This is a genomic window from Aeromonas sp. S2(2024), from assembly GCF_041402505.1.
Lineage (GTDB): Bacteria > Pseudomonadota > Gammaproteobacteria > Enterobacterales > Aeromonadaceae > Aeromonas > Aeromonas media.
Genome location: NZ_JBGLRL010000002.1, coordinates 303,749 through 325,952 on the forward strand (window position 1 = coordinate 303,749; position 22,204 = coordinate 325,952).

General features: G+C 64.1%; 19 protein-coding genes. 9 read left to right on the forward strand and 10 right to left on the reverse strand.

Features of this window, described 5'->3' with window-relative positions; translation table 11 throughout:
- Positions 1-27 precede the first annotated feature (27 nt).
- The gene (locus ACB039_RS03815; protein ID WP_371165173.1) at positions 28-1,743 is read right to left on the reverse strand and encodes a glycoside hydrolase family 36 protein; all 1,716 of its coding nucleotides are present in this window, start codon (positions 1,741-1,743) and stop codon (positions 28-30) included.
- Between the two features lie 130 nt (positions 1,744-1,873).
- Between ACB039_RS03815 and ACB039_RS03820 the strand changes: the two genes are divergently transcribed.
- The 3 genes from ACB039_RS03820 to cdd all read left to right on the forward strand — a co-directional run bounded on the left by ACB039_RS03820 (position 1,874) and on the right by cdd (position 4,040).
- Positions 1,874-2,233 carry a CidA/LrgA family protein gene (locus ACB039_RS03820; protein ID WP_005332952.1) on the forward strand — a complete coding sequence of 120 codons (360 nt, stop codon included), beginning with the start codon at positions 1,874-1,876 and terminating at the stop codon, positions 2,231-2,233.
- Entirely contained in the window at positions 2,230-2,916 is a 687-nt protein-coding gene (locus ACB039_RS03825) for an LrgB family protein (protein ID WP_317840991.1), read from the forward strand. Before ACB039_RS03820 ends, ACB039_RS03825 begins: the two co-directional genes overlap by 4 nt.
- 242 nt (positions 2,917-3,158) lie before the next feature.
- Complete coding sequence (gene cdd / locus ACB039_RS03830) at positions 3,159-4,040, forward strand: cytidine deaminase (RefSeq protein ID WP_317840992.1); 882 nt, start codon at positions 3,159-3,161, stop codon at positions 4,038-4,040.
- Between the two features lie 79 nt (positions 4,041-4,119).
- Here cdd and ACB039_RS03835 read toward each other — a convergent pair whose 3' ends face one another.
- The 3 genes from ACB039_RS03835 to ACB039_RS03845 form a co-directional block, all read right to left on the reverse strand.
- Positions 4,120-5,784 (reverse strand): AMP-binding protein, encoded by a 1,665-nt coding sequence (locus tag ACB039_RS03835; protein WP_042648653.1) that lies wholly within the window; start codon positions 5,782-5,784, stop codon positions 4,120-4,122.
- Between the two features lie 99 nt (positions 5,785-5,883).
- A complete protein-coding gene (locus ACB039_RS03840; protein ID WP_005332956.1) occupies positions 5,884-6,162 on the reverse strand; it encodes a YfcL family protein in 279 nt (92 codons plus the stop codon).
- A 108-nt stretch (positions 6,163-6,270) separates the two neighbouring features.
- Positions 6,271-7,386 carry an ATP-NAD kinase family protein gene (locus ACB039_RS03845; protein ID WP_042648669.1) on the reverse strand — a complete coding sequence of 372 codons (1,116 nt, stop codon included), beginning with the start codon at positions 7,384-7,386 and terminating at the stop codon, positions 6,271-6,273.
- Between the two features lie 73 nt (positions 7,387-7,459).
- Here ACB039_RS03845 and ACB039_RS03850 point away from each other — a divergent pair, with 73 nt between their 5' ends.
- On the forward strand, positions 7,460-8,218 hold the full coding sequence (locus ACB039_RS03850; RefSeq protein ID WP_005332960.1) for a TerC family protein: 759 nt from the start codon (positions 7,460-7,462) through the stop codon (positions 8,216-8,218).
- An 83-nt stretch (positions 8,219-8,301) separates the two neighbouring features.
- On the opposite strand, the gene aroG is transcribed toward ACB039_RS03850, so the two are convergent.
- From aroG to ACB039_RS03875, 5 genes are all read right to left on the reverse strand, one after another.
- On the reverse strand, positions 8,302-9,357 hold the full coding sequence (gene aroG / locus ACB039_RS03855; protein ID WP_041205532.1) for a 3-deoxy-7-phosphoheptulonate synthase AroG: 1,056 nt from the start codon (positions 9,355-9,357) through the stop codon (positions 8,302-8,304).
- Positions 9,358-9,565: 208 nt separating this feature from the next.
- Positions 9,566-10,846, reverse strand: a complete 1,281-nt coding sequence (gene aroA, locus ACB039_RS03860; protein ID WP_182785642.1) for a 3-phosphoshikimate 1-carboxyvinyltransferase — start codon at positions 10,844-10,846, stop codon at positions 9,566-9,568.
- A gap of 173 nt (positions 10,847-11,019) precedes the next feature.
- Positions 11,020-12,108: a 3-phosphoserine/phosphohydroxythreonine transaminase gene (gene serC, locus ACB039_RS03865; RefSeq protein WP_161507294.1), complete on the reverse strand. Its 1,089-nt coding sequence runs from the start codon at positions 12,106-12,108 to the stop codon at positions 11,020-11,022.
- A 223-nt stretch (positions 12,109-12,331) separates the two neighbouring features.
- Positions 12,332-13,261, reverse strand: a complete 930-nt coding sequence (locus ACB039_RS03870; RefSeq protein WP_371165174.1) for an electron transfer flavoprotein subunit alpha/FixB family protein — start codon at positions 13,259-13,261, stop codon at positions 12,332-12,334.
- A gap of 103 nt (positions 13,262-13,364) precedes the next feature.
- Positions 13,365-14,117 (reverse strand): electron transfer flavoprotein subunit beta/FixA family protein, encoded by a 753-nt coding sequence (locus ACB039_RS03875; RefSeq protein WP_226169450.1) that lies wholly within the window; start codon positions 14,115-14,117, stop codon positions 13,365-13,367.
- Positions 14,118-14,243: 126 nt separating this feature from the next.
- Here ACB039_RS03875 and ACB039_RS03880 point away from each other — a divergent pair, with 126 nt between their 5' ends.
- The 3 genes from ACB039_RS03880 (at position 14,244) to ACB039_RS03890 (ending at position 17,863) form a co-directional block, all read left to right on the forward strand.
- Positions 14,244-15,914: an electron transfer flavoprotein-ubiquinone oxidoreductase gene (locus ACB039_RS03880; protein ID WP_264160708.1), complete on the forward strand. Its 1,671-nt coding sequence runs from the start codon at positions 14,244-14,246 to the stop codon at positions 15,912-15,914.
- Between the two features lie 408 nt (positions 15,915-16,322).
- Positions 16,323-17,270, forward strand: a complete 948-nt coding sequence (corA, locus tag ACB039_RS03885) for a magnesium/cobalt transporter CorA (protein WP_005332981.1) — start codon at positions 16,323-16,325, stop codon at positions 17,268-17,270.
- Positions 17,271-17,401: 131 nt separating this feature from the next.
- Positions 17,402-17,863 carry a DUF2919 domain-containing protein gene (locus tag ACB039_RS03890; RefSeq protein ID WP_005332982.1) on the forward strand — a complete coding sequence of 154 codons (462 nt, stop codon included), beginning with the start codon at positions 17,402-17,404 and terminating at the stop codon, positions 17,861-17,863.
- Between the two features lie 18 nt (positions 17,864-17,881).
- Here the strand turns inward: ACB039_RS03890 and ACB039_RS03895 are convergent, their stop codons facing one another.
- On the reverse strand, positions 17,882-18,634 hold the full coding sequence (locus tag ACB039_RS03895) for a hypothetical protein (RefSeq protein ID WP_041205527.1): 753 nt from the start codon (positions 18,632-18,634) through the stop codon (positions 17,882-17,884).
- A 261-nt stretch (positions 18,635-18,895) separates the two neighbouring features.
- Here ACB039_RS03895 and ACB039_RS03900 point away from each other — a divergent pair, with 261 nt between their 5' ends.
- Complete coding sequence (locus tag ACB039_RS03900; protein ID WP_005332985.1) at positions 18,896-20,131, forward strand: MFS transporter; 1,236 nt, start codon at positions 18,896-18,898, stop codon at positions 20,129-20,131.
- A 58-nt stretch (positions 20,132-20,189) separates the two neighbouring features.
- Positions 20,190-22,163 (forward strand): siderophore amonabactin TonB-dependent receptor, encoded by a 1,974-nt coding sequence (locus ACB039_RS03905; RefSeq protein WP_371165175.1) that lies wholly within the window; start codon positions 20,190-20,192, stop codon positions 22,161-22,163.
- Positions 22,164-22,204: the final 41 nt, after the last annotated feature.

The following is a 22,204-nucleotide window of genomic DNA, read 5'->3' on the forward strand; positions in this document are numbered from 1 at the left end:
AGGGAGCCTTTTTGCTGAGTGCAACATTCAGTAGTAGCGGATCACCGCCCCCTGGCCCCCCTCTAGCACCAGCGTCTCTCCCAGGGGGGCCTCACTCCAGAAATCCGTCCCCCCCGCCGGCAGCGCCATCTCTGTGGCTTGCTCGTCCCAGTTGAACAGGCAGAGCAGCTCGCCGCCCCCGGGCAGCGCCACCCGACCACGGCTGAACCCCATGTCATCGAAACGGGCTGCTGGGGTGCGCGCCGCGCACAGGGCCAGCAGCTTGCCAAGGTGCGCCCCCTGCACCTCATCCAGATCCTGCAGCCTGTCCCCCGCCAGCACCATGCCACCGCTCGCCACCAGGGCGGCCAGGTGGAAGTCGTACTCGGCGCGGCTGGCGTGCTGGCCCGGGATATCCCGCAGGCAGACGCAGTCGGGATCCAGCGCCCAGAGCCGGTCGTTTTGCCAGGCGCGGCAGAAGGCTTCCCGCGCTATCTGGCGAAAACGCCGGCCCTGGCGCTCCACGTCATCGCTCACCCGCATGCCGTGCACCAGGCCGAGGCTCGGCCAGATAGGGGCGTTGTAGCCGAGCAGGAAGGCCCCCTCCCCGGCACCGCGCAGGATGGCGGCCATGCCGCGTCTATAGGCCTCCACCCGGGTGGCGGCCGGGTCGTGGAAGCGGCCGCCGTGGATGGCGCCCCAGAAGTTCGCATCGAGCTTGAAGTAGTGAATGCCCCACTGCTCGCGCAGGGTGCGAAACACCTGCTCGAGGTGGGCCTGCACCTCGGGATGGGTGCCGTCCAGCACATACCAGGGGGTGCAGCGCCAGCCGCCGTAGGTGACCCGCTCCGAGGGCAGCGGCAGGCCATCTTCCCCCTTCACGAACCACTCCGGGTGCTGCTGGAACACTTGCGAGCCGGGCTCGGCGATAAAGGGGGCGACCCAGAGTGCGGGTTCGCAGCCGGCGGCGCGGATCTCCCCGGCCAGGGTTGCCACCCCCTGCTCGAACTTGGGGGAAGGGGTGAGCCAGTCCCCCATCTTCGCCTGATAGCCGTCGTCTATCTGCACGTAGCGCAGGGCCGGGAAGCGCATCGCCCGCACCGCCAGGTTCTCGCGAATGTCGGCGGCGCTCACGTCCGCATAGTAGTGATACCAGGAGCACCAGCCACTCGGGCGTGCGGGCACCTCGTTCACCAGCGACGGGTGTTCGGCCTCGATATAGTCCGCCAGCGACCCCAGCAGGGCCTCCCTGTCCGGCCCCTCCAGGCAGATCAGCGCCTCGCTCTGCCAGTGCTGGCCGGGGGCCAGGGTGCGCCCTTCGGCGTTCATCACTATCTCGAGGCGCCTGTCCGGGTAGAGGCGAAACTCCCCGCCAAAGCGCTGACAGCTCGCGAACGCCAGCAACAGCCAGCCCCCCTCGCAGGCCACCAGCAGCAGGTTGTGCACGGTGTGATAGCCGTCGTCGTCCGTGATGCGATAGACGCTGGCGTCGGGGCAGCGGCCCACCGGCTCGGGGGCCTGCCAGCTGCCCATGGTCTGGGCCAGCATCTGGAACCCCTCTCCGTAGATGGCCGCGTCGGGAGCAAGACCGAGATCCCCCTCAAACAGCCGCCAGTGGCGAACGGCCTCGGGGCTGGACCCAGTGTTGTCCAGCCTCACCCGGCACAGGGGGCCGTCCCACTGGCGGGTTTGCAGCAGGTGGGGAGGCAGGGCGGGATCGGCGGGCAGCTGGCGCAACCTGGTCAGAAAAGAGGGGGAAGACATGGGATCTCCTGCGTGTGATGGGAAAAACGCGAGGGGCCATTGTATCCCCTGCGGGTCAGTTGACCCTGTTCCATCCCCCCCGTGCCTGTTAAACTGCGACCTCGCTCACAGTTGCCAAGATGAGGCCCCCGTGTTGTTGCAACGCGCCTTGCGCTACCTTCGTGATTTTCTGGTCATCATCGCCTGCCTGCTGGCAGGCAAGGCCCTGGCGGCCCTGCTGCCCTTCACCTTCCCCGGCAGCATCCTCGGCATGCTGCTGCTGTTCGTGCTGCTCTCCCTGCAGCTCATCCGCTTCTCCTGGGTCGAGCAGGGGGGCGGCCTGCTGCTACGCCATATGGGGGTGCTGTTCGTGCCGGTCGCCGTCGGCCTCGTGGCCTGGCTCGAGCCCCTGCGCCAGTCGTTTGGCCTCATCATGCTCTGCGTCGTGCTCGGCATAGTGCTGATCCTGGGCGCCGTCGGCCATCTCTATCAGAGGATGAACAGACAATGATGTTCTGGTTTGCCCTGCCCCTGACCCTGGCGCTCTATTTCATGACCCGGGCCCTCTACCGCCGCCTGCCCTGGCCCGTCATCAACCCGGTGCTGATCCCCACCGCCGTCATCATAGGTCTGCTGCTCTGGCTGGATCTGCCGCTGGATCAGTACCAGCGCGGCACCGTCCCCATCACCGCCCTGCTGGAGCCCGCCGTGGTGGCGCTGGCGCTGCCCCTCTACCAGCAGGCCCGCCAGATCCGGGACAAGCTCAAGCCCATCGTCATCTGCACCCTCACCTCGGTGCTCATCTCGGTCTGTACCACCTTGGTGGTGGGCCACCTGATGGGGGCGGATCCGGCGCTGCTGGCCTCCATCGCCACCAAGTCCATCACCACCCCGCTCGCCATGAGCGTCAGCCAGTCCCTCGGCGGCATTCCCGCCATCGCCGCAGCCGTGGTGGTGGTGGTGGGGATACTGGGGGCCCTGGTGGGCTATCCCCTGCTCAGGCTGATGCGAGTGACCGACCCCGAGGCCCAGGGGCTCGCCATGGGGGCTTGTGCCCACGCCATTGGCACCGCCGCCTCCGCCGAGCAGGGAGTCACCCAGGGGGCCTTCTCGTCGCTGGCCATGGTGGTATGCGGCGTGCTGACCGCCGCCGCCGCCCCCCTGCTGTTTGCCCTCTATCACTGGCTGACCTGATCCCCACAGCGCCCAGCCATAGCCGCCCCTGACGGTTATGGCTCGCACTCTCTCCTGGTACCCAACCCTATTCAGACGGCACTTCTGCGCCCCCCGTGCTGCGAGCAAGCGCACAGATTGCGAAAGACAAACGTTTCCTTTACCATCCCTGCCCCTTTGCCCATCAAGGCGTGAGCGCGCTCACACATTTCGCCGCGCTTGCTCCCTACAATGGCCCCCCAATTGGCCTTTGAGGACACAGTATGCATCCCCGCTTTGCCAAGCCATTCGAGACCCTTTCCGCCCCGCTCCAGGCTGCCCTGCTGCCCATGCTGGGGGACGATTTCCAGGCCCGTTTTACCCCTGAGCAAGTGGCGACCCTGAAAGCCGCCACCGGGCTCGACGATCGGGCCCTGCGCCTGGCCCTGCTGCCGCTGGCGGCCGCCTGCTCGGTCGCCCCCATCTCCAGGTTCTTCGTCGGCGCCATCGCCTGCGGCCTGAGCGGCAGCTGGTATTTTGGCGCCAACATGGAGTTTGCGGGCCAGGGGCTGTTCCACTCGGTCCACGCCGAGCAGTCCGCCATCTCCAACGCCTGGCTCGGCGGCGAGACCGGGATCAGTGAAATCACCGTCAACTACACCCCCTGCGGTCACTGCCGCCAGTTCATGAACGAGCTGAGCACCGCCAAGACCCTGAAGGTCTCCCTGCCGGACGACTTGAGCGAGCTGCAGTCCTTCCTGCCTCACTCCTTCGGTCCCGCCGATCTCGACATCACCGATGCCCTGATGAGCCCCCAGGCCCACGACGAGCTCAAGCTTGAGAGCGACGACCCCCTGTGGCAGGCTGCGCTGGCAGCCGCCCGCCAGAGCTATGCCCCCTACAGCCAGGGCTATGCCGCTGTGGCACTGCAATTTGCCGATGGCCGCATCTTCTGCGGCCGCTACGCCGAGAACGCCGCCTTCAACCCAAGCCTCCCCCCCATGCAGATGGCTTGCGCCCATGCTGTGCTGAATGGCGAGGAGCTCACCACAGTGCGCCGCGCCGTGCTGCTGGAGAGCAAGTCCGGCCAGATCAGCCAGCGGGATTCCGCCCAGTCGACCCTCAAGGCGCTGGGGCAGGTGGAGCTGGAGTACCAGGCGGTCTGAACCACAGTTGCCTGCAATGACGAAGGGGAGCCACTGGCTCCCCTCTTTGCATTTGTGTTCAAGACACGGCTCGCCCTTGTCAGGACTCCCAGATGATACGCTGGACACCGGACCAGCGCTCCCCGATGTCTGCGTATTTCTGCTCCAGCAGATGGCGGCGGATCTTCATGGTGGGGGTCAGCACCCCGTTCTCTATGTTCCAGGGGCTCTTGACCACCAGGATGCCACGCAGGCGGGCATGGGACTCGAGTTGGCCGTTGACCCGGGTCAGGGCAGCCTCCAGCTGGGCGTCGACCCCGGCCTTGTCCCCCTTCATGGCACTCTCGGCCAATTGCACCAGGGCAACCGGCTGCGGCATGCCATAACCGATGACGCACAACTGCTCTATGATGGGTTCCTGCCCCAAGAGCCCCTCGATGGGTACCGGCGCCACGTACTTGCCCTTGGCGGTCTTGAACACATCCTTCATGCGCCCCGTGATGGTGAGGTAACCCTCCCGATCCAGCTTGCCCATGTCGCCGGTGTGCAGCCAGCCGTCGGCGTCGATGGCCTCCGCGCTGTGCTCGGGATCCTTGTAGTAGCCCAGCATCATGCCGTCACAGCGGCAGAGGATCTCTCCCTCCTCGGAGATCTTGATGGTCACCCCGGGCCCGGCCTTGCCGACGGTCCCGATCTTGTCCGCCCGGAAGGGGTAGTTGAGGGTGGAGTAGGCGTGGTTCTCGGTCATGCCCCAAGCCTCGGTGATCTCGATGCCGATGCTGTGATACCACTCGAGCAGTGCCGGGGCCACCGGGGCCGAGCCACAGCCCAGTACCCGCGCCTGATCCAGCCCCAACCCCTTCTGCAACTTGCTTTTAACCAGACCGGAGATGAGCGGGATCTTGAGCAGCAGCGCCAGCTTTTTCTGGGGCAGCTTCTCGTGGATCTTGATACGGAACATGGCCCACAGGCGCGGCACCGAGATGAAAACGGTAGGCCGGCAGCGCTTGACGTCCTCGATGAAGGTATCGAGGGACTCGGGGAAGGCGATGGTGGCGCCGCTGAACAGGCTGCCGCCGTAGATGTAGACTCGCTCCGTGATGTGGGCGAGCGGCAGGTAGGAGAAGCCGCGATCTGCCGCCGTCAGGGAGACCGCCTCCACCAGCTTCTCGCAGGACCAGGCGTAGCGCTCCACGCTCAGCATGGCGCCCTTGGGCTTGCCGGTACTGCCTGAGGTGTAGACCAGACTCAGCAGGGCGTCCGGCGCCTGCACCGGGCTGTCCGGGATGGGGTCATGGGCATCGAGCAGCGCATCCCACTGGTGGGCAGCCGGCATGGTGTCGTACGGCAGGGCGATGCGCAACAGATCGGCGGGCACCCCCGCCTCCTGGCTCTTCCAGTCGTCCAGCTTGCCAACGAAGATCGCCTTGGCCTCGCTGTGGCGCAGCACGTATTCGATGGTATCGACGTTGGCGGTCGGGTAGATGGGCACGCTCACGTACTGCCCCATCTGCATGGCCAGATCGGCGATGAACCACTCTGCGCAGTTCTTGGAAAGCAGCGCCACCTTGTCACCGGCAACCAGTCCCAAGGCACGCAGTGCCGTCACCATGCGCCGCGCCTCGTCGGCGACCTCACCCCAGGTGAAGTCGACGTATTCGCGGTGGATGGTCTGGCGAAGATAGATCCGGTCGGGACACTGCCGCTCCCAGTGATAGAGCATCTCGAGCGGCAGTTTGGTGGCAATGCGTGAGGAGGAGGCCATAGTTTAATCCCTGAAACAAAAGGCGAGCCTCATTATTAACCTTTTGATAACACTCAGGGAAGCAGATTACTTAAACTTCTGTTTGAATTGCGAAAGGGATCAAGCTTCCGCCTGCTGCTGCAGACGCTTCCACATCTCCTGCACCAGCACCTCGTCCTGCTCGGAGAGCTCCCCCTGCAAGATGGCCTCGTTCAGGCTGCGTAGCACATAGCTCTTTACGTCCCGCACTAGCGTCTTGCCCTCCAGCTCGGCGCGCGCCACCGCCAGCGAGATATGACCCCGCAGGTAGCCGCCCGCAAACAGCTCGTCCTCGCTGGCCGTGGCGACCATGGCGTCGATCAGTCCCAACAACTTGTGTTCAAAATCGTGAATCGTCATTTAACGCAGCCTCATTTCCGGGATTGCCGGCAAAAAATTCGGGGGAGTGGAACCGCGATCCGGTTGATCGCGGCTCTCTGGCGCCAGGCCAGCCGCATCCTTGATGTCCTATTCCGGGTTGGCCACCGGGTAGATGACCTGATCCTTGTATCCGGTGGTTATACGCAGATAACCACTCAACGACCGGTTCAGTGCCGGATCGTCGGTATCCACCAGCAGCGGACGGCCCTCGAGCGCCGCCAGCTTGGACTTGGTGGCGAGCACCTGGATATGGTCTCGCCCGACGGCCCGGATCACCTCTGGACTCAATTGCTGATTTCCGCGCCCGAACAGATGTCCCTGGCCACCGATCAGGGTGATGATCAGGCGGCAGCGACGGCCGCGGATCCGGGTCAGGATCTCGGCGGCGGAGAGATCCTGCCCGATAAGTTGGCCATTTTCCACCAGATCCACACCGAGCAAGGTATTTTCGAGACCCAGCTCGGCCATGCAGGCGGCCACCGTGCTCCCCGACCCCATCAGATAGAGAGTATCGGGCTCCATCTGCTCCACCACACCGGCGGCGAGATCGGCGAGCACCAGCTCCTCGGACTCCTTGCCGCCCTGCTTGACCGCCTGGACGTAGCGCAGATCCCCGGGCACCAGCAGCTGGCCGTAGTGGCGGGCGCGCACCTTGCCCGCCCGAAACGCCTCCTCATCAATGTCCATCACCTCCGCATCCACCAGACTCAGGAGCTCGCCCGCTATCATCCGCGCCGCCACCCGGCCGCTCGCCGCCGGGGTCACGCCGTAGACCCCGGAGTGGATCTTGCACCCCGCCGGGATGCCGAGCACATGGCAGGACTCCCCCACCGCCGCGCAGATGTCACGGGCGGTGCCGTCGCCACCGGCGAACAGCAGCAGATCCACCCCCGCTTCCCGCAGAGCCAAGGCGGCTGCCCGGGTGTCCTCGGCGCACGTCTGGGCCCCGGCTGGCTGGTAGACGATGCTATGAGGCAGCCCCAGCTCGGCGGCAAGCCGCTCCCCCATCTCCCCGGCCACCGTCAGCAGCTCGAACGGCGTGGACAGCTCGCACAGGGGCAAGAGGGCCTGGCGGCCCCGCTCCCGGGCCTTGGGGGTGGCACCGCGTGCCAGCGCCTCGGCCACCATGCCGTCGCTGCCCTTGAGACCGACGGCACCGCCGATGCCGGCGATGGGGTTGATGATGAGCCCTAATCGAAACATGTTTTCCTCCCGTTGGATGGCTGCCATTTTTATCTTTTCCCGCCACTGGGACAAGCCATAACCCCCTGCTAGAATGCGCTGCTTCAAATTTTTCAACCAAGGTTCAATCATGCTGGAATGGATTGCTGACCCCTCAGCCTGGGTCGCGCTCGCCACCCTGACCCTGCTCGAGATCGTGCTGGGCATCGACAACATCATCTTTATCTCCATCCTGGTGGGGCGTCTGCCGGAGGCTCAGCGCCAGAAGGCGCGGATCCTGGGGCTGGGGCTTGCCATGGGCACCCGCATCCTGCTGCTGCTCTCCTTGGCCTGGGTGATGCGTCTCACCGAACCGCTGTTCAGCGTGCTGAATGAAGCCATCTCCGGCCGGGATCTGATCCTGCTGGTGGGGGGCCTGTTCCTCATCGCCAAGAGCACCCACGAGATCCACCAGAGCCTGGAGGGCGCCGCCGAAGAGCCAGGGACAGTGAGCAAGACCGTCGGCTTCATGTCGACACTGGTGCAGATCGCCATCCTCGACATCATCTTCAGCCTGGACTCCGTCATCACAGCGGTCGGCATGGCGGATCACGTGCCCGTCATGGTACTGGCCATCGTCATCGCCGTCGGCGTCATGATGTTTGCCGCCAAGGCCATCGGTGACTTCGTCGACACCCACCCCACCATCAAGATGCTGGCCCTCTCCTTCCTGATCCTGGTCGGGGTCGCCCTGATGGCCGAGGGGTTGGACTTGCACATTCCGAAGGGTTACATCTACTTCGCCATGGCCTTCTCGCTGGTGGTGGAGATGATCAACATCCGCCTGCGCGGTCATCAGGAGCGGGCCAAGTAGGCCCTCTCTTTCTGAGCCAACAAAAAGCGCGACCCTGGGGTCGCGCTTTTTTATTGCCGTGAGCGGGCATCCCCGCCCTTGCCTCAGAGGGCGTTGCGGGTGGCCACGGCGTCCGCCAGATTGCGCAGCAGCACCTCGGTGTCGGCCCAGCCGATGCAGGCATCCGTGATGCTCTGGCCGAAGGTGAGCTCACACCCTTCCACCAGATCCTGACGACCTTCCACCAGATGGCTCTCCACCATGACACCGAACACTGCCTTACTGCCGGCGCGCAGCTGACCGGCCACGTCCTCGGCCACCAGCATCTGGTTCTTGAACTGCTTGCTGCTGTTGGCGTGGCTGAAGTCGATCATCACCTTCTGGGGCAGACCGGCCTTGTCCAGTCCCTTCACCACCTCATCCACGTGGGCGGCGCTGTAGTTCGGCTCGCGGCCGCCGCGCAAGATGATGTGGCAATCCGGGTTGCCGGCGGTCGAGACGATGGCGGAGTGACCGTACTTGGTCACCGACAGGAAGTGGTGCGGGGCGCTGGCGGCGCCGATGGCATCGATGGCCACCTTGATGGTGCCGTCGGTACCGTTCTTGAAGCCCACCGGGCAGGAGAGACCGGAGGCCAGCTCGCGGTGCACCTGGGATTCGGTGGTACGGGCACCGATGGCGCCCCAGCTCATCAGATCCGCCACGTATTGCGGGGTGATCATGTCGAGGAACTCGGAAGCAGTCGGCAGCCCCATGTCGTTGAGATCCAGCAGCAGCTTGCGACCCAGGCGCAGGCCGTCGTTGATCTGGCAGCTGTTGTCGAGGTAGGGATCGTTGATCAGCCCCTTCCAGCCGACCGTGGTGCGCGGCTTTTCGAAGTAGACCCGCATCACGATCTCCAGCTGACCCTTGAGCTCGTCGCGCAAAGTCTTGAGGCGCTTGCCGTATTCCAGGGCAGCGACAGGATCGTGGATGGAGCAGGGACCGATCACCACCAGCAGGCGCTGATCGTCACCGGCCAGGATGTTGTGGATGGCCTGACGGGATTCAAAGACGGTATTTGATGCGGTCTCGGTCGCCGGAAACTTCTCAAGCACCGCAACCGGGGGCAATAACTCTTTGATTTCACTGATACGAACGTCGTCGGTTTGATGCTGCATGACCAAGTTTCCTGCTAAATGACTGCGATGAAGAAACTTCAATCTAGCCCGCGACCGGGACGGTGTAAATAGAAAATTACATTCTTTGGAAAGGAATTTTATCTGCGAACCTTGCAAGTTTGGATAATGCTGCTAAAGGGCGTTGGCAAACCGGGAAGAAGACGGGAGGCAGAAACGAACGGGCCCGCACAAGGCGGGCCCGACGGACTCAGTCATGGCTGATGCTGGCCAGCTTGGCGAAGTAGTCCGGGAAGGTCTTGGAGGTACAACCCGGATCATTGATGGTGACCGCGGTATCGGACAGCGCCACCAGGGAGAAGCACATGGCGATGCGGTGATCGTTGTAGGTATCGATCTCGGCGTGCTTGAGCTGCTCCGGCGGGGTGACGGCGATGAAGTCGTGCCCCTCCTCCACCTCCACGCCCAGCTTGCGCAGCTCGGTCGCCATGGCATGCAGACGGTCGGTCTCCTTCACGCGCCAGTTGTAGATGTTGCGAATGGCGGTCGGTCCCTTAGCAAACAGCGCCGCGACGGCGATGGTCATGGCCGCATCCGGGATGTGGTTCATGTCCATGTCGACGCCGTGCAGGGGAGCCTGCTCGGCCTCAATGAAGTCGTCACCCCAGGTGATGCGGGCGCCCATCTTCTCCAGCACGTCGGCGAAGTGGATATCCCCCTGGATGCTGTGCTTGCCGATACCGGTGACCCGCACCTTGCCCTTGATGGCGCCCGCCGCGAGGAAGTAGGAGGCGCTGGAGGCATCCCCTTCCACCAGGAAGTCACCGGGGCTGACATAGGTCTGGTTGCCCTTGATGTAGAACACCTTGTAGTCGTCGTGCTCGATGACCACCCCGAACTGCTTCATGATGTGCAGGGTGATGTCGATGTAGGGCTTGGAGACCAGCTCCCCCTTGATGTGGATGCGGGTGTCGCCGGCCGCCATCGGCGCCGCCATCAAAAACGCCGTCAGGAACTGGCTGGAGACGGAGCCGTCGACGTGCACGTCGCCGCCCCACAGACCCTTGGCATCCACCACCAGGGGCGGATAGCCATCTTTTTTCAGGTACTGGACATGGGCACCCGCTTCACGCAGGGCATCCACCAGATGACCGATGGGGCGCTCTTCCATGCGCGGCTCGCCCCCCAGCATGTATTCACCGGAGCCCAGACAGAGCGCCGCACAGAGCGGGCGCATGGCGGTGCCGGCATTGCCGAGGAAGAGGTTGACCGGCGCCGATACCGCAAAACTGCGACCCAGGCCATGCACGGTGCACTCCGTCTTGTCGGCGGAGAGCTTGTACTTGACCCCGAGCTGGGTCAGCGCCGCCAGCATGTGGCGGATGTCATCGCTGTCGAGCAGGTTGGTGAGCCGGGTGGTGCCCCGTGCCAGGGCTGCCAGCAGCAGGGCACGGTTAGAGACACTTTTGGAGCCAGGCAGATTGACCACCCCGGCCACGCTAGAAATGGGTTCCAAACGCAACGAATTCATAGACTTCCCGTACGATCTCAAGTAAATCACCTGACCGGACGTTAACAGCCCGCGCCCCGCGCGGCAAGATCGTCTATGGCACAAAACCGGGGCAACGAGGCTGGCGGTCAGGATCTTCTGGAAAAACAGACGCCGGGGGCTCCCCGGCGTCATTACTATTGGGGGAACACGCCTCAGCCGTGACGCTTGGCAAAGCCATCCATGAAGCTGACCAGCGCCTTGACCCCTTCCAGCGGCATGGCGTTGTAGAGGCTGGCGCGCATGCCGCCGACGATGCGGTGCCCCTTGAGCGCCAGCAGACCGGCGGCTTCCGACTCGGCCAGGAACTGCTTGTCCAGGGCCTCGTCTTTCAGCTGGAACGGCACGTTCATGCGGGAGCGGCAGGCCGCGTCCACCTTGTTGCCGTAGAAGCTGGAGTCGTCGAGGTAGCCGTAGAGGAAATCGGCCTTCGCCTTGTTGCGCGCCTCCATCGCCTCGAGCCCACCCTGCTCTTTGAGCCACTCGAACACCAGGCCAGCCAGATACCAGGCGTAGGTGGGCGGGGTGTTGAACATGGAGTCGTTCTTGGCGGTGAGCTGGTAGTCGAAGATCGAGGGCACGTCGGCTCTCGCCTGGTTCAGCAGGTCGTCCCGCACGATGGCGATGGCCAGGCCCGATGGGCCTATGTTCTTCTGGGCACCGGCGTAAAGGATGCCGAAGCGGCTCACGTCGATGGGACGGGAGAGGATGGTGGAGGAAAGATCCGCCACCAGAGGGACATCGCCGGTGGCCGGGATGTCGAACATCTCGATACCATCTATGGTTTCGTTCGGGCAGTAGTGGACATAGGCCGCGTCGGCACGAAACGCCGGGGTCGGCAACAGGTGGCTTATTCCCTGTTCGTTCTTGGCGACCCCCTGGAAGGTCTGGATGTCCCCGTATTTCTGGGCCTCATCCACGGCGCTCTGGGCCCAGACGCCGGTCACCAGGTAATCCGCCTTCTTGTTGGCGCCACCCAGCAGGTTCATGGGCACGGCAGAGAACTGGCCGCGACCGCCGCCGTGCATGAACAACACCTTGTAGTTGTCCGGTACCGCCAGCAGCTCGCGCAGATCCGCTTCGGCCTTCTCGGCGACCGCCATATAGGGCTTGCCGCGATGGGACAGCTCCATGACCGAGGCTCCCAGCCCCTGGAAATTACAAAATTCGCGCTGGGCGCGCTCCATGACTTCAACCGGCAACATGGCGGGGCCGGCGCAGAAGTTGTAAATCTGTTTGCTCATGACGCTTTCCGTGAGTGGATGAGAGTAATCGATGACTCGAACGTTTTTACACGACAGGCCCCCGTGGGGGCAAAGGCTTTTTGGGATCCAGCGCAACCTTTTGCCCCATGGCCGACGCCCCCGCCATGGAAAAAGCCCTGAACGGGCCAGGGCTTGCAGCGAACATGCATGGAAACAGGGGCGAGACAGCACAGACGGCTTTCTGCGCCCCTTTTTGGCACATTTACAGCTTGGCGGTGAGCTCCGGCAGCAGGGTGAAGAGATCCCCCACCAGGCCGTAATCCGCCACCTGGAAGATGGGGGCTTCCGAGTCCTTGTTGATGGCGACGATCACCTTGGACTCCTTCATCCCCGCCAGGTGTTGAATGGCCCCCGAGATGCCGATGGCGATGTAGAGCTCCGGGGCCACTATCTTGCCGGTCTGGCCCACCTGCAGATCGTTGGCCACAAAGCCTGCGTCCACCGCGGCCCGCGAGGCACCCACAGCCCCGCCGAGCTTGTCGGCCAGCGCCTCGATGAGGGCAAACTGCGCCTTGGAGCCGAGCGCCCGCCCGCCCGAGACCACCACCCGCGCCGCGCCAAGCTCGGGCCGTGCGGATCGCACCGCGCGCCGCTCGATGAGCCGGGTCCGGCACGCCAGCTCGGGGACGGGAAGGTGCTCTACCCTGGCCTCAGCCCCCCCGCTCTCGGCGCCTGGGAAGGCCGATGCCCGTATGCTGAGCACCTTGACGGGCGCCGTGCTCGCCACCCTGGCAATGGCGTTGCCCGCATAGAGGGGGCGCAGGAAGGTATCGGGCCCCTCTATGCCCGTCACCTCGGAGATCATCTCCACCCCCAGCCTGGCCGCCACCCGCGGCAGCAGATCCTTGCCGTGACTGCTCGCCGCCATCAGGCAGTGCTGATAGTCCCGCACCACGGGGGCCAGCAGTCGATCGAGCCCGTCATTGAGCCCTTCCGCCAACATGGGGTGCTCGGCCAGCAGCACCCGGTTGACCCCCTGCAAGGAGGCCGCCTGCTCGCACGCCTCCGCCAGACCCTGACCCAGCAGCAGCAGGTGAACCTCGGCGCCCAGCTGAGTCGCCGCCGTGACCAGACGGGCGGCGCTGTCCGCCAGCTGGCCCTGATGATGTTCGGCAATGATGAGTACGCTCATGGCAGCACCTTGATGTCGTCCGTTGATGTTCCTGTCCGTTCGCCAACGCGCTCGCTGGCGGCAACCAGTTGGCCCGCGGGATAGGCCGTGCCCCTCAATACGCTCATGGGATCACCTTGGCTTCGTGCTTGAGCCTGTCCAGCAGCTCGTCCACCGAGCCCACCCTGACGCCGGCGCGCCGGGGGGCAGGTGCCATCACCCCGAGCAACCGAGTCTGACCGGCCGGCTCGACGCCGAGGTCGGCAAAGGACGCGCTCTCGAGCGGCTTGCGCTTGGCCTTCATGATGTTGGGCAGCGAGGCAAAACGCGGTTCGTTGAGGCGCAGATCCACGGTCACCACCGCCGGCAGCGGCATGCCAAGGGTCTCGAGGCCGCCGTCAATCTCGCGGGTCACCTGCAACTCTCCCTCCACCAGCCTGACGGCGGAGGCGAAGGTGGCGAGCGGCCAGTCGCACAGGGCCGAGAGCATCTGACCCACCTGGTTGTTGTCAGAGTCGATGGACTGCTTGCCGAGCAGCACCAGGCTGGGCTGCTCCTGCTCGCACACCTGTTGCAGGGCGCGGGCCACGGTGAGTGGGGTCAAAGTCTCATCGGTAACATAGTGCAGCGCCCGATCCGCCCCCAGCGCCAGGGCGTGACGCAGCTGTTCGGCCGCGGCCTCCGGGCCAAAGGTCACCACCACCAGCTCGCTCGCCACCCCGGCTTCGCGCAGCCTGACCCCCTCCTCCACCGCGATTTCACAAAACGGGTTCATGCCCATCTTCACATTGGCGAGCTCCACATCGGAGCCATCGCTCTTGACCCGGATCCTGACGTTGTAATCAACGACCCGTTTGACTGCGACCAGCAGCTTCATGGCGGTCATCCCTCGTATCGGTTGAGTGAATCCATTTTGCACTCTCACACTTTTATGCTGACAAAATGGTTTACGTTTACGTAAACTACCAGCACTACCCTAGGCCAAGTCGAGCGCAGAGGCAAGATGGAACGCGAAGCAATGGAATTTGATGTCGTCATCGTCGGTGGCGGCCCGGCTGGCCTCAGTGCCGCCATCGCATTGAAGCAGCAGGCCCCGGATCTCTCGGTCTGCCTGCTGGAAAAGGGGGCGGAAGTGGGCGCCCATCTGCTCTCCGGCGCCCTGCTCGATCCCGTCGCCCTCAAGGAGCTGTTGCCGGATCGCTGGCAAGAGGCGCCGCTCGGCGTCCCGGTCACGGATGATCAGGTCCATCTGCTGCAAAGCGACAACCGCGCCCTGCAACTGCCCAACTGGGCGGTGCCACCGCGCATGCACAACGACGGCTGCCACATCATCAGCCTCGGCAACCTCTGCCGCTGGCTCGCCCGGGAGGCCGAGGCGCTCGGGGTCGAGATCTACCCCGGCTTCGCGGCGAGCGAACTCATCGTGGAAGCGAACAGGATAAGAGGGGTGGTGACCGGCGATCTGGGTCTCGACAAAGCGGGCAATCCCAAGGCGGATCACGTGCCCGGTATGGCACTGTATGGCCGCTACACCCTGTTTGCCGAGGGGGCCCGCGGCCACCTCGGCAAACAGTTGATCGCCCTGTTCACGCTGGAAAACGCCGCCCAACCGCAACACCAACCTCAGCACTATGCCATCGGCTTCAAGGAGCTGTGGCAGGTGCCGGCTGGCCAGTCTCATCCCGGCCGGGTGCTGCACGGCAGCGGCTGGCCGCTCGGTGAGCAGCGGGGCAGCAAGAGTCAGGGGGGGTTTTATCTCTATCATCTGGCAGAGGATCAGGTGGCGGTCGGCCTCATCGTCGATCTCAACTACCAGAATCCCTGGCTCAGTCCGTTCGACGAGTTCCAGCGCCTCAAGCACCATCCGCTCATCGCCCAGACCCTGCAGGGGGGCGAGCGCATCAGTTACGGCGCCAGGGCCATCACCAAGGGGGGCTGGCACTCCCTGCCCCGCATGCATTTCCCCGGCGGCCTGCTCATCGGCTGCGATGCGGGCACCCTGGATTTCTCACGCATCAAGGGCATTCACACCGCCATGAAGTCCGGCATGCTGGCGGCCGGCACGGTCGCCATGAGCCTGCGCGGCGGCGATGAGGGGGGCCGGGATCTGGCCGAGTATCAGGACGCGCTGCAACAGAGCTGGCTGGCGCAGGAGCTGCAAACCGCCCGCAACTTCGGCGCTGCGTTGCACCGCTTCGGTCCCTGGCTTGGCGGCGCCTTCAACTGGCTGGAGCAACGGCTGTTCCCCCGCGCCTCTCCTTTTACCCTGCTGGACAAGGAGCCGGACTATCGCCAACTGCGCCGGGCCAGCCGCTGCCAGCCCATCGACTACCCCAAGCCGGACGGGCGGCTCAGCTTTGACAAGCTCTCTTCGGTGTACCTGGCCAACACCAGCCACGACGAGGATCAGCCCTGCCACCTCAAGTTGCAGGACGAGCGCATCCCGGTGACGGTCAACCTGCCCACCTGGGCGGAGCCCGCCCAGCGCTACTGTCCGGCCGGCGTCTTTGAGATAATAGAGGCCGAGACCCCGGAGGCGGAGAGTCAGCCTCGCTTGCAGATCAACGCGGCGAACTGCATTCACTGCAAGACCTGTGACATCAAGGATCCCAGCCAGAACATCGTCTGGACCCCGCCTCAGGGAGGCTCGGGGCCGAACTATCCAAATATGTGAGATAGGCAAACCGGCTGGTGACATCAAAGATGCGCAGCCCCAGAACATCGCCTGGGCACCGCCTCAAGGAGGCTCGGGGCCGAACTATCCCAATATGTGACCGCTGCGATTCAGGCTGGGGCTTGACCTCAAGAGGTTCACTCGAACAAGCCCCCATGCCCTGGCTATCCCACCCGGGTCATGGGGATGTGAACAGCTGCTCCGACCTCGCCGTTTTTTTGAGCGAACAGGCTGAACCCCCGATGAATAGCCCCTGACAAGCGCGGCCCGCCCCTGTATAGTTCGCCGCATTCAGGTTGTCCATCGGCCTCGTTATGCTATTTCATGGAATCGCTTTCTGTGCGATCTAAGGCCGCATGAACCTGTGCAACCATCCCTGATTACCCATGACTTCTTAAGGGGGGACAGATGATCACCGCCTACATTCTCAACAACAAGGTGCTGGACATAGTCACGCTCGGGCCGGACGACATCGTCCCCGACAACACCGTCTGGCTGGATGCCTACAAGCCGGACACGGCGGAGCGAGAATGGTTGACGGGCCTGTTCCTGGAGGAAGTGCCGGACAAGGAAGAGCTGGACGACATCGAGGCGTCCGCCCGTTTCTACTGGGACACCGACGGCCTGCACATCCACTCCCTGTTCCCCCAGCGTATCGGCCGCGACACCAAGGGTGTCCACGTCTCCTTTACCCTGCGCAACAACCTGCTGATCAGCATTCGCGAGGATGATATCGGCCTGGTGCGCCTGCTGCGCCACTACATGCGCCAGGACAGGCTGGAGGTGGAGAATGCCCTCGACATCCTGCTGGAGGTGCAGAACCTCAAGGTGGAGTACCTCTCGGATCTTATCGAAGACGGCTACAAGACCCTGGAGAACACCGCCGATCAGATCTTCGAGCCGGATCAGATCAACTCCATGCTCAAGGAGCTGATGGCCCAGGAAGAGGCAAACGGCCAGATCCGTCTCTCCCTGCACGATACCCGCCGTGCCCTGCGCTTCCTCAAACGCAGCCTGCGCCAGCGCATGACGGGGGAGCAGAACAAGTGGATCGACGAGATGCTGCACGACGTGGAGTCCCTCTTGCCCCACACCCAGTTCCTGTTTGACAAAATCAACTTCCAGCTGGAGGCCTCCATGGGGGTGACCAATCTGGAGCAGAACAAGGTGATCAAGATCTTCTCGGTGGCCGCGGTGATCTTCCTGCCGCCGACGCTTATCGCCAGCATCTACGGCATGAACTTCGGCCGCATGCCGGAGCTCGCCTGGGAGTACGGCTATCAGATGTCGCTGGTGCTGATGGTAATGTCGTCGCTCGGCACCGGCCTCTTCTTCAAGCGCAAGGGCTGGCTGTAACGTCTTCTGGCGTCAGACAAGCTGCACAGAGATTGGGGGGCATGGCCCCCCGATTAATTCCCCCGCCTTGCAAAGGGCCGCCCCCCGCCCCATATCCCCTGCATCAATAGTTCAACCCCGGAACGGGCCTTATGACCCTCTACCCCGAACACCGCTATGACGATCATGGCCAGCTGCGCCCGCCGCTCTGGTTCTGGCCCATCGCCCTCTTGCTGACCCGCTCGGTCTGGCTGTTTCTGATGGCCGGCGTCACTCGGGAGAGCGGCAGCGCCATCCTGACCCTCTTCTACCCGGACAAGATGAGCCTCTATCTCGGCCTGCTGACGGATGTGCCCGCCATGCTGGCGCTGCTGGCCTGCGGCGGCACCTATCAGCAGACCCAAAGCATTCGCGCCAGACTCAGGCGCCACAGCCGGGGCCTGTTGCTCTGCTCTACCGCGAGCGGTCTGGTGATACAGCTGCACAGCCTCAGTCTGCAGGCGTGGTCGTTCAGCTGGCCCACCGCCCTGGTGCTGGTCGCCAGCCTCTGGGCGCTCTGGTATCTGCTCAAGAGCCGCCAGTTGCGGGATTACACCCGGGATCAACCCCATTAATGACCACCGTCGGCCGCCTCATTGACGCATGACCCGGATCTGCAGGGTCTGGCGCTCGCTGCCGCTCGCCACCCCGAGCTGTGACGGATTGGATAGCGCGGCCCCCTGATCCTCCTGACTGGTGGAGAGCTCCCCCACCGTTAGCCACTCCCCGGGGGGGCCGCTCACCTCGGTGGCGCTCTGCCCGGTCTTGATGTCGCCCCGTTCCAGCCTGGCCTGCTCGCTGCTGAGCGCAATCTGCACCCTGTCCCCTATCAGGGTGGCGGTGGCGTAGAGGCCGTTCATCAGCGGCATCATGCCCACCACCCGGCCTCCCTGCCAGCGATAGAAGGTGACCGGCTGATAGGAGCCCATCTGCAGCAGCACGGGCCGCCCCGAGAGGCCGCGCACCTGCCAGTTGTCCTGCTGGGTGCGCTGGTAATCCTCGGCCCCCCCCTCCACCAGCCAGCGCCGTTTGGCGTTGTCATTGCCGATGCCGATTCCCGCCTGCCGGCTGCTGGACGCCCCCGCTACCCGCCACTCGATGAGCAGGCTCTGGGGCGGCTGGTTGAGCTGATCCAGGGTGGCCTGAGCCTCCTGCAACTGGGCAGGAGTCCCGCTCAGTACCAGCTGGTTACCCATGGCACTGACCCCTAGCGCCGGGTATATCTCCTTCAGGGTTCGCACCATCCCCTCTGCCTCAAACACCGGGATGACTTTCACCTCGGCCCGCAGGGGCAAGGCCCAGAGTCCACAGCACCCGAGCACCCAATACCATCGCCAACTTCTCATCGTCGCCTCCACATCAGTTTCTTTCCCACCGCCTCTCTTGCATCACCTTGCCATCATGGGCCATGGCGCCCCGATTGCAATGGCAAGAGGCAACCGGCCTGGCCCAGGAAAGGATCGTGGGGCCCCCATCCGGCTCATTTTCGAGCCCAAATAAAAGACTCATTGAGAGACCACTCAATACAAATAAAAATGGTTATCATTTGTTGTCACGACAATATCCCTCGGATACAATTCGGACTCATTTTTTCGAGTCAGCCTCTGATGAAGCCAGAACCTGTCGTCTCCTCCCCTGCTGCCATCCATCTGGCCCTGCTGATCAACATGCTCTCCATGGGCAGCATGATGATGGTGATGCCGCTCGGGCCCGATCTGGTGACCAGCCTCGGCATGGCCCCGGAGCAGACCGGTTACTTCAGCGGCGGCGCCACCCTGGGAGCCGCCCTCATGGGTATTATCGCCGCTCCCTGGCTCGACCGCTTCGATCGCAAACCCGCCCTGCTGGTGCTGCTCACCTTGCGTTTTCTGCTGCTGATGGCCTGCGCCCTGGTGCAAGACAGCCAGCAACTGCTGCTGCTCTTCATTCTGTCCGGCTGCGTGGCAGGGCCCCTTGCCGCCATCCTGATGGCCGCCGTGCTGGATCTGGTGCCCCCAAGCGATCGCGGACGCCGCCTCGCCTACGTGGGGATGGCGTTTTCACTTGCCGCCATCCTGGTGGTGCCCGTCGCCCTGGTGCTGGCCCAGTGGCTCGGCTGGCAGAGCCCCTTCCTGCTGTTTGGCGCCAGCGGCCTGCTGCTGGCCCTGATCTGCACCCGCCTGCTGCCTTCGTTGCCGGTCAGCCGCGCCCCGCAGGGCCAGGGGCTGCGCCAGTTGCTGGGATCGCCGCTCTGTCAGAGGGCCCTGTGCATCCTCTGTCTGCAGATGTTCGGCCACTTCCTGCTGATCCCGCACTTTGCCAACTACTTCCAGTTCAACCTCGGTTTCCCGCGCCAGCAGATCGCCGCCCTCTATCTGTGCGGCGGCCTCGCCAGCATGGCCACCATGCGCCTGTGCGGCGGCTGGATAGACCAGGGCCGCGCCCAGGGCGCCATCTTGCTCACCAGCCTGTTGCTGGCCCTGGTCACCCTGCTCGGCTTCGCCCTGCCGGTCGGCCTGCCCGTCTACCTGCTGTTTACCCTCTTCATGGCCCTGAGCTCGGCCCGCGCCAGCACTACCCTCGCGGTCACGGCGGCCATTCCGGCCCCCCATCAGCGCGCCGCCTTCATGTCCTTCCAGGGCACCGTCACCAATGTGGCGGCCGGGCTCGGCAGTTTGCTTTCCGCCAGATACCTGGTCTCCGACGAGGGAGGCGCATTGCACGGTTTCTCCACCCTGGCCTGGATCAACATCGGCTGCGGCCTCCTGGCCTGCACCGGCGTCTGGTTCCTCATCCGGGGACTGAAGAGCACAAGAGATAACAATAATCCTGCCTCTGGTACTGCCAGACAAGGAAGTCAGTGAGCATTTGGGCCCACCGCGCCCTACCCCATAACCTCTGTTTATTCATGGAGTTTTGACAATGCAGTTGCAGCATGGCGTATTTCGTTTGAACCCGATTTTGCTCTCCCTCGGCCTGCTGGCCATACCGGGCCTGGCCCAGGCAGAGTCGGTCAAGGCCAACGAGACCATGGTGGTCACCGCCACCCAGACCAAGCACACCGAGCTGTCCGCCCCGGCCAGCGTCTCGGTGGTGACCCGTGCCGATCTGGACAAGATGAACGTCAACAACATCGGCGATGCCCTCAAGCACGTGCCGGGCGTCAACATCGTCTCCACCAACCCTACCGGCCGCAACGAGATCAAGATCCGCGGCATGGGGGGTGACTACACCCTGCTGCTGATCAACGGCAAACGGGTCAACGCCCGCGAGACCCTGGGCAGCGCCTACGGCAACGACTTCGACCTGAGCTCCATTCCCATGGCCGCCATCGAGCGCATCGAGGTGATCCGCGGCCCCGTCTCCTCCCTGTACGGGGCCGATGCCCTGGGGGGCGTGGTCAACGTGATCCTGCGCCAGGCCAAGGAGAAGACCGAGGCCGCCGTCGGTTACACCCACAGCATGCCCACCAAGGGTGATGGTGGCGATGCCAACCAGGCCAGCGCCTACGTTTCCGGCGCCCTCATCGACAACAAGCTGCTGGGCAGCGTGGTGGTGGAAGGCTATCAGCGCGACAACTGGAAGAGCGATCAGTCCAACAACCCGGACGCCGATGCCCTGGAGAAACGGGAAGTGGTCAACGTGCTGACCAGCCTGAAGTGGCTGGTGGCGGATAACCAGGACATCGATTTCGATCTGGGTTACAACCAGAACGACATGGACAGCTACTTCAACAACGTGCCCCGCGCCCCGACCGCACCGGCCACCCCCCACAACGTGCAGAACCTGGATCGCCTGAGCCTGGGGCTGACCCACAACGGCCGTTGGGAGCACTTCGACAGCCGCGCTCGTTACTACTTCGAGCAGACCGATCTGATGGATGACTCCCAGCTCAATGGCGGCGCCGCCGACATCACCCAGACCAACAACACGGTGGACGGTCAGCTCAGCGGTTACCTCGGGGAGCACCTGCTCACCTCGGGCGCCGAGCTGCGCAAGACCGAGCTGGAGCACAGCCGCAACATCGCCAATGGCAGCGTGGATGCGACCCAGAGCGCCGTCTACCTGCAGGACGAGTTCGGCTTCGGCGATCTGGCCCTGACCCTCTCCGGTCGTCTGGATCACCACGAGACCTATGGCTCCGAGTTCAGCCCCCGTGCTTATGCCCTCTACACCCTGACCGACGAGTGGGTGATCAAGGGTGGCGCCGGCAAGGCGTTCAAGGCCCCGACCCTGGCCCAGTCCAGCGAAGGCTTCTCCACCACCGCCTGCCGCGGCGCCTGCCAGGTGATCGGCAACCCGGATCTGAAACCGGAAACCGCGGTCAGCTATGAGCTCGGCACCGCCTACGAGGCCGCGCGCTTCGGTGCCGGGGTGACCGGCTTCCACAACGAGATCGAGGATCTGATCCAGAGCGATCAGTGGGGCCCGGGCTACCGTCCGACCGTGATGACCTACCTCAACGTCAAGGAGGCCCGCATCAAGGGTCTGGAGCTGACCGGCTGGGTCGACGTGCTGGACAACGTCAAGCTGACCGGCAACTTCACCCTGCTGGACTCAGTGGACAGGAGCACGGGGGATGATCTGGCCAAGACCCCGGATCACACCGGCAACCTCGGCCTGGACTGGCAGGCGAGCGAGCTCGTCAGCGCCAACCTGGCCTGGCAATATGTCGGCAGCCAGGTGATCAAGGTGCCGACCCGCAACTCCCAGGCGTTCACCTCCAAGCACTACCAGACCCTGGACGTGAACACCAACTGGACCGTCACCCCGGCCCTGGACTTCAAGCTCGGCATCACCAACCTCACCAACACCCAGCGTGACGAGGTGGCCACCGACGCCGACTTCATCCTGGAAGGGCGCACCGTCTACGCCGGTGTCGATTACAAGCTGTAAGCAATCCCTGTGGGAGCCCCGAATGCGGGGCTCCCTTTTTG

Excerpts from the sequence above, each read along its gene's own strand:
- ACB039_RS03905 (WP_371165175.1), top strand. The coding sequence starts at position 20,190 with ATGCAGTTGCAGCATGGCGTATTTCGTTTGAACCCGATTTTGCTCTCC.
- ACB039_RS03850 (WP_005332960.1), top strand. The coding sequence starts at position 7,460 with ATGCGCTGCTTCAAATTTTTCAACCAAGGTTCAATCATGCTGGAATGG.
- ACB039_RS03845 (WP_042648669.1), bottom strand. The coding sequence starts at position 7,386 with ATGTTTCGATTAGGGCTCATCATCAACCCCATCGCCGGCATCGGCGGT.
- ACB039_RS03835 (WP_042648653.1), bottom strand. The coding sequence starts at position 5,784 with ATGGCCTCCTCCTCACGCATTGCCACCAAACTGCCGCTCGAGATGCTC.
- ACB039_RS03900 (WP_005332985.1), top strand. The coding sequence starts at position 18,896 with ATGAAGCCAGAACCTGTCGTCTCCTCCCCTGCTGCCATCCATCTGGCC.
- ACB039_RS03815 (WP_371165173.1), bottom strand. The coding sequence starts at position 1,743 with ATGTCTTCCCCCTCTTTTCTGACCAGGTTGCGCCAGCTGCCCGCCGAT.
- ACB039_RS03825 (WP_317840991.1), top strand. The coding sequence starts at position 2,230 with ATGATGTTCTGGTTTGCCCTGCCCCTGACCCTGGCGCTCTATTTCATG.
- corA (WP_005332981.1), top strand. The coding sequence starts at position 16,323 with ATGATCACCGCCTACATTCTCAACAACAAGGTGCTGGACATAGTCACG.
- ACB039_RS03880 (WP_264160708.1), top strand. The coding sequence starts at position 14,244 with ATGGAACGCGAAGCAATGGAATTTGATGTCGTCATCGTCGGTGGCGGC.
- serC (WP_161507294.1), bottom strand. The coding sequence starts at position 12,108 with ATGAGCAAACAGATTTACAACTTCTGCGCCGGCCCCGCCATGTTGCCG.
- ACB039_RS03840 (WP_005332956.1), bottom strand. The coding sequence starts at position 6,162 with ATGACGATTCACGATTTTGAACACAAGTTGTTGGGACTGATCGACGCC.
- cdd (WP_317840992.1), top strand. The coding sequence starts at position 3,159 with ATGCATCCCCGCTTTGCCAAGCCATTCGAGACCCTTTCCGCCCCGCTC.
- ACB039_RS03875 (WP_226169450.1), bottom strand. The coding sequence starts at position 14,117 with ATGAAGCTGCTGGTCGCAGTCAAACGGGTCGTTGATTACAACGTCAGG.
- aroG (WP_041205532.1), bottom strand. The coding sequence starts at position 9,357 with ATGCAGCATCAAACCGACGACGTTCGTATCAGTGAAATCAAAGAGTTA.
- ACB039_RS03895 (WP_041205527.1), bottom strand. The coding sequence starts at position 18,634 with ATGAGAAGTTGGCGATGGTATTGGGTGCTCGGGTGCTGTGGACTCTGG.
- ACB039_RS03870 (WP_371165174.1), bottom strand. The coding sequence starts at position 13,261 with ATGAGCGTACTCATCATTGCCGAACATCATCAGGGCCAGCTGGCGGAC.
- ACB039_RS03890 (WP_005332982.1), top strand. The coding sequence starts at position 17,402 with ATGACCCTCTACCCCGAACACCGCTATGACGATCATGGCCAGCTGCGC.
- aroA (WP_182785642.1), bottom strand. The coding sequence starts at position 10,846 with ATGAATTCGTTGCGTTTGGAACCCATTTCTAGCGTGGCCGGGGTGGTC.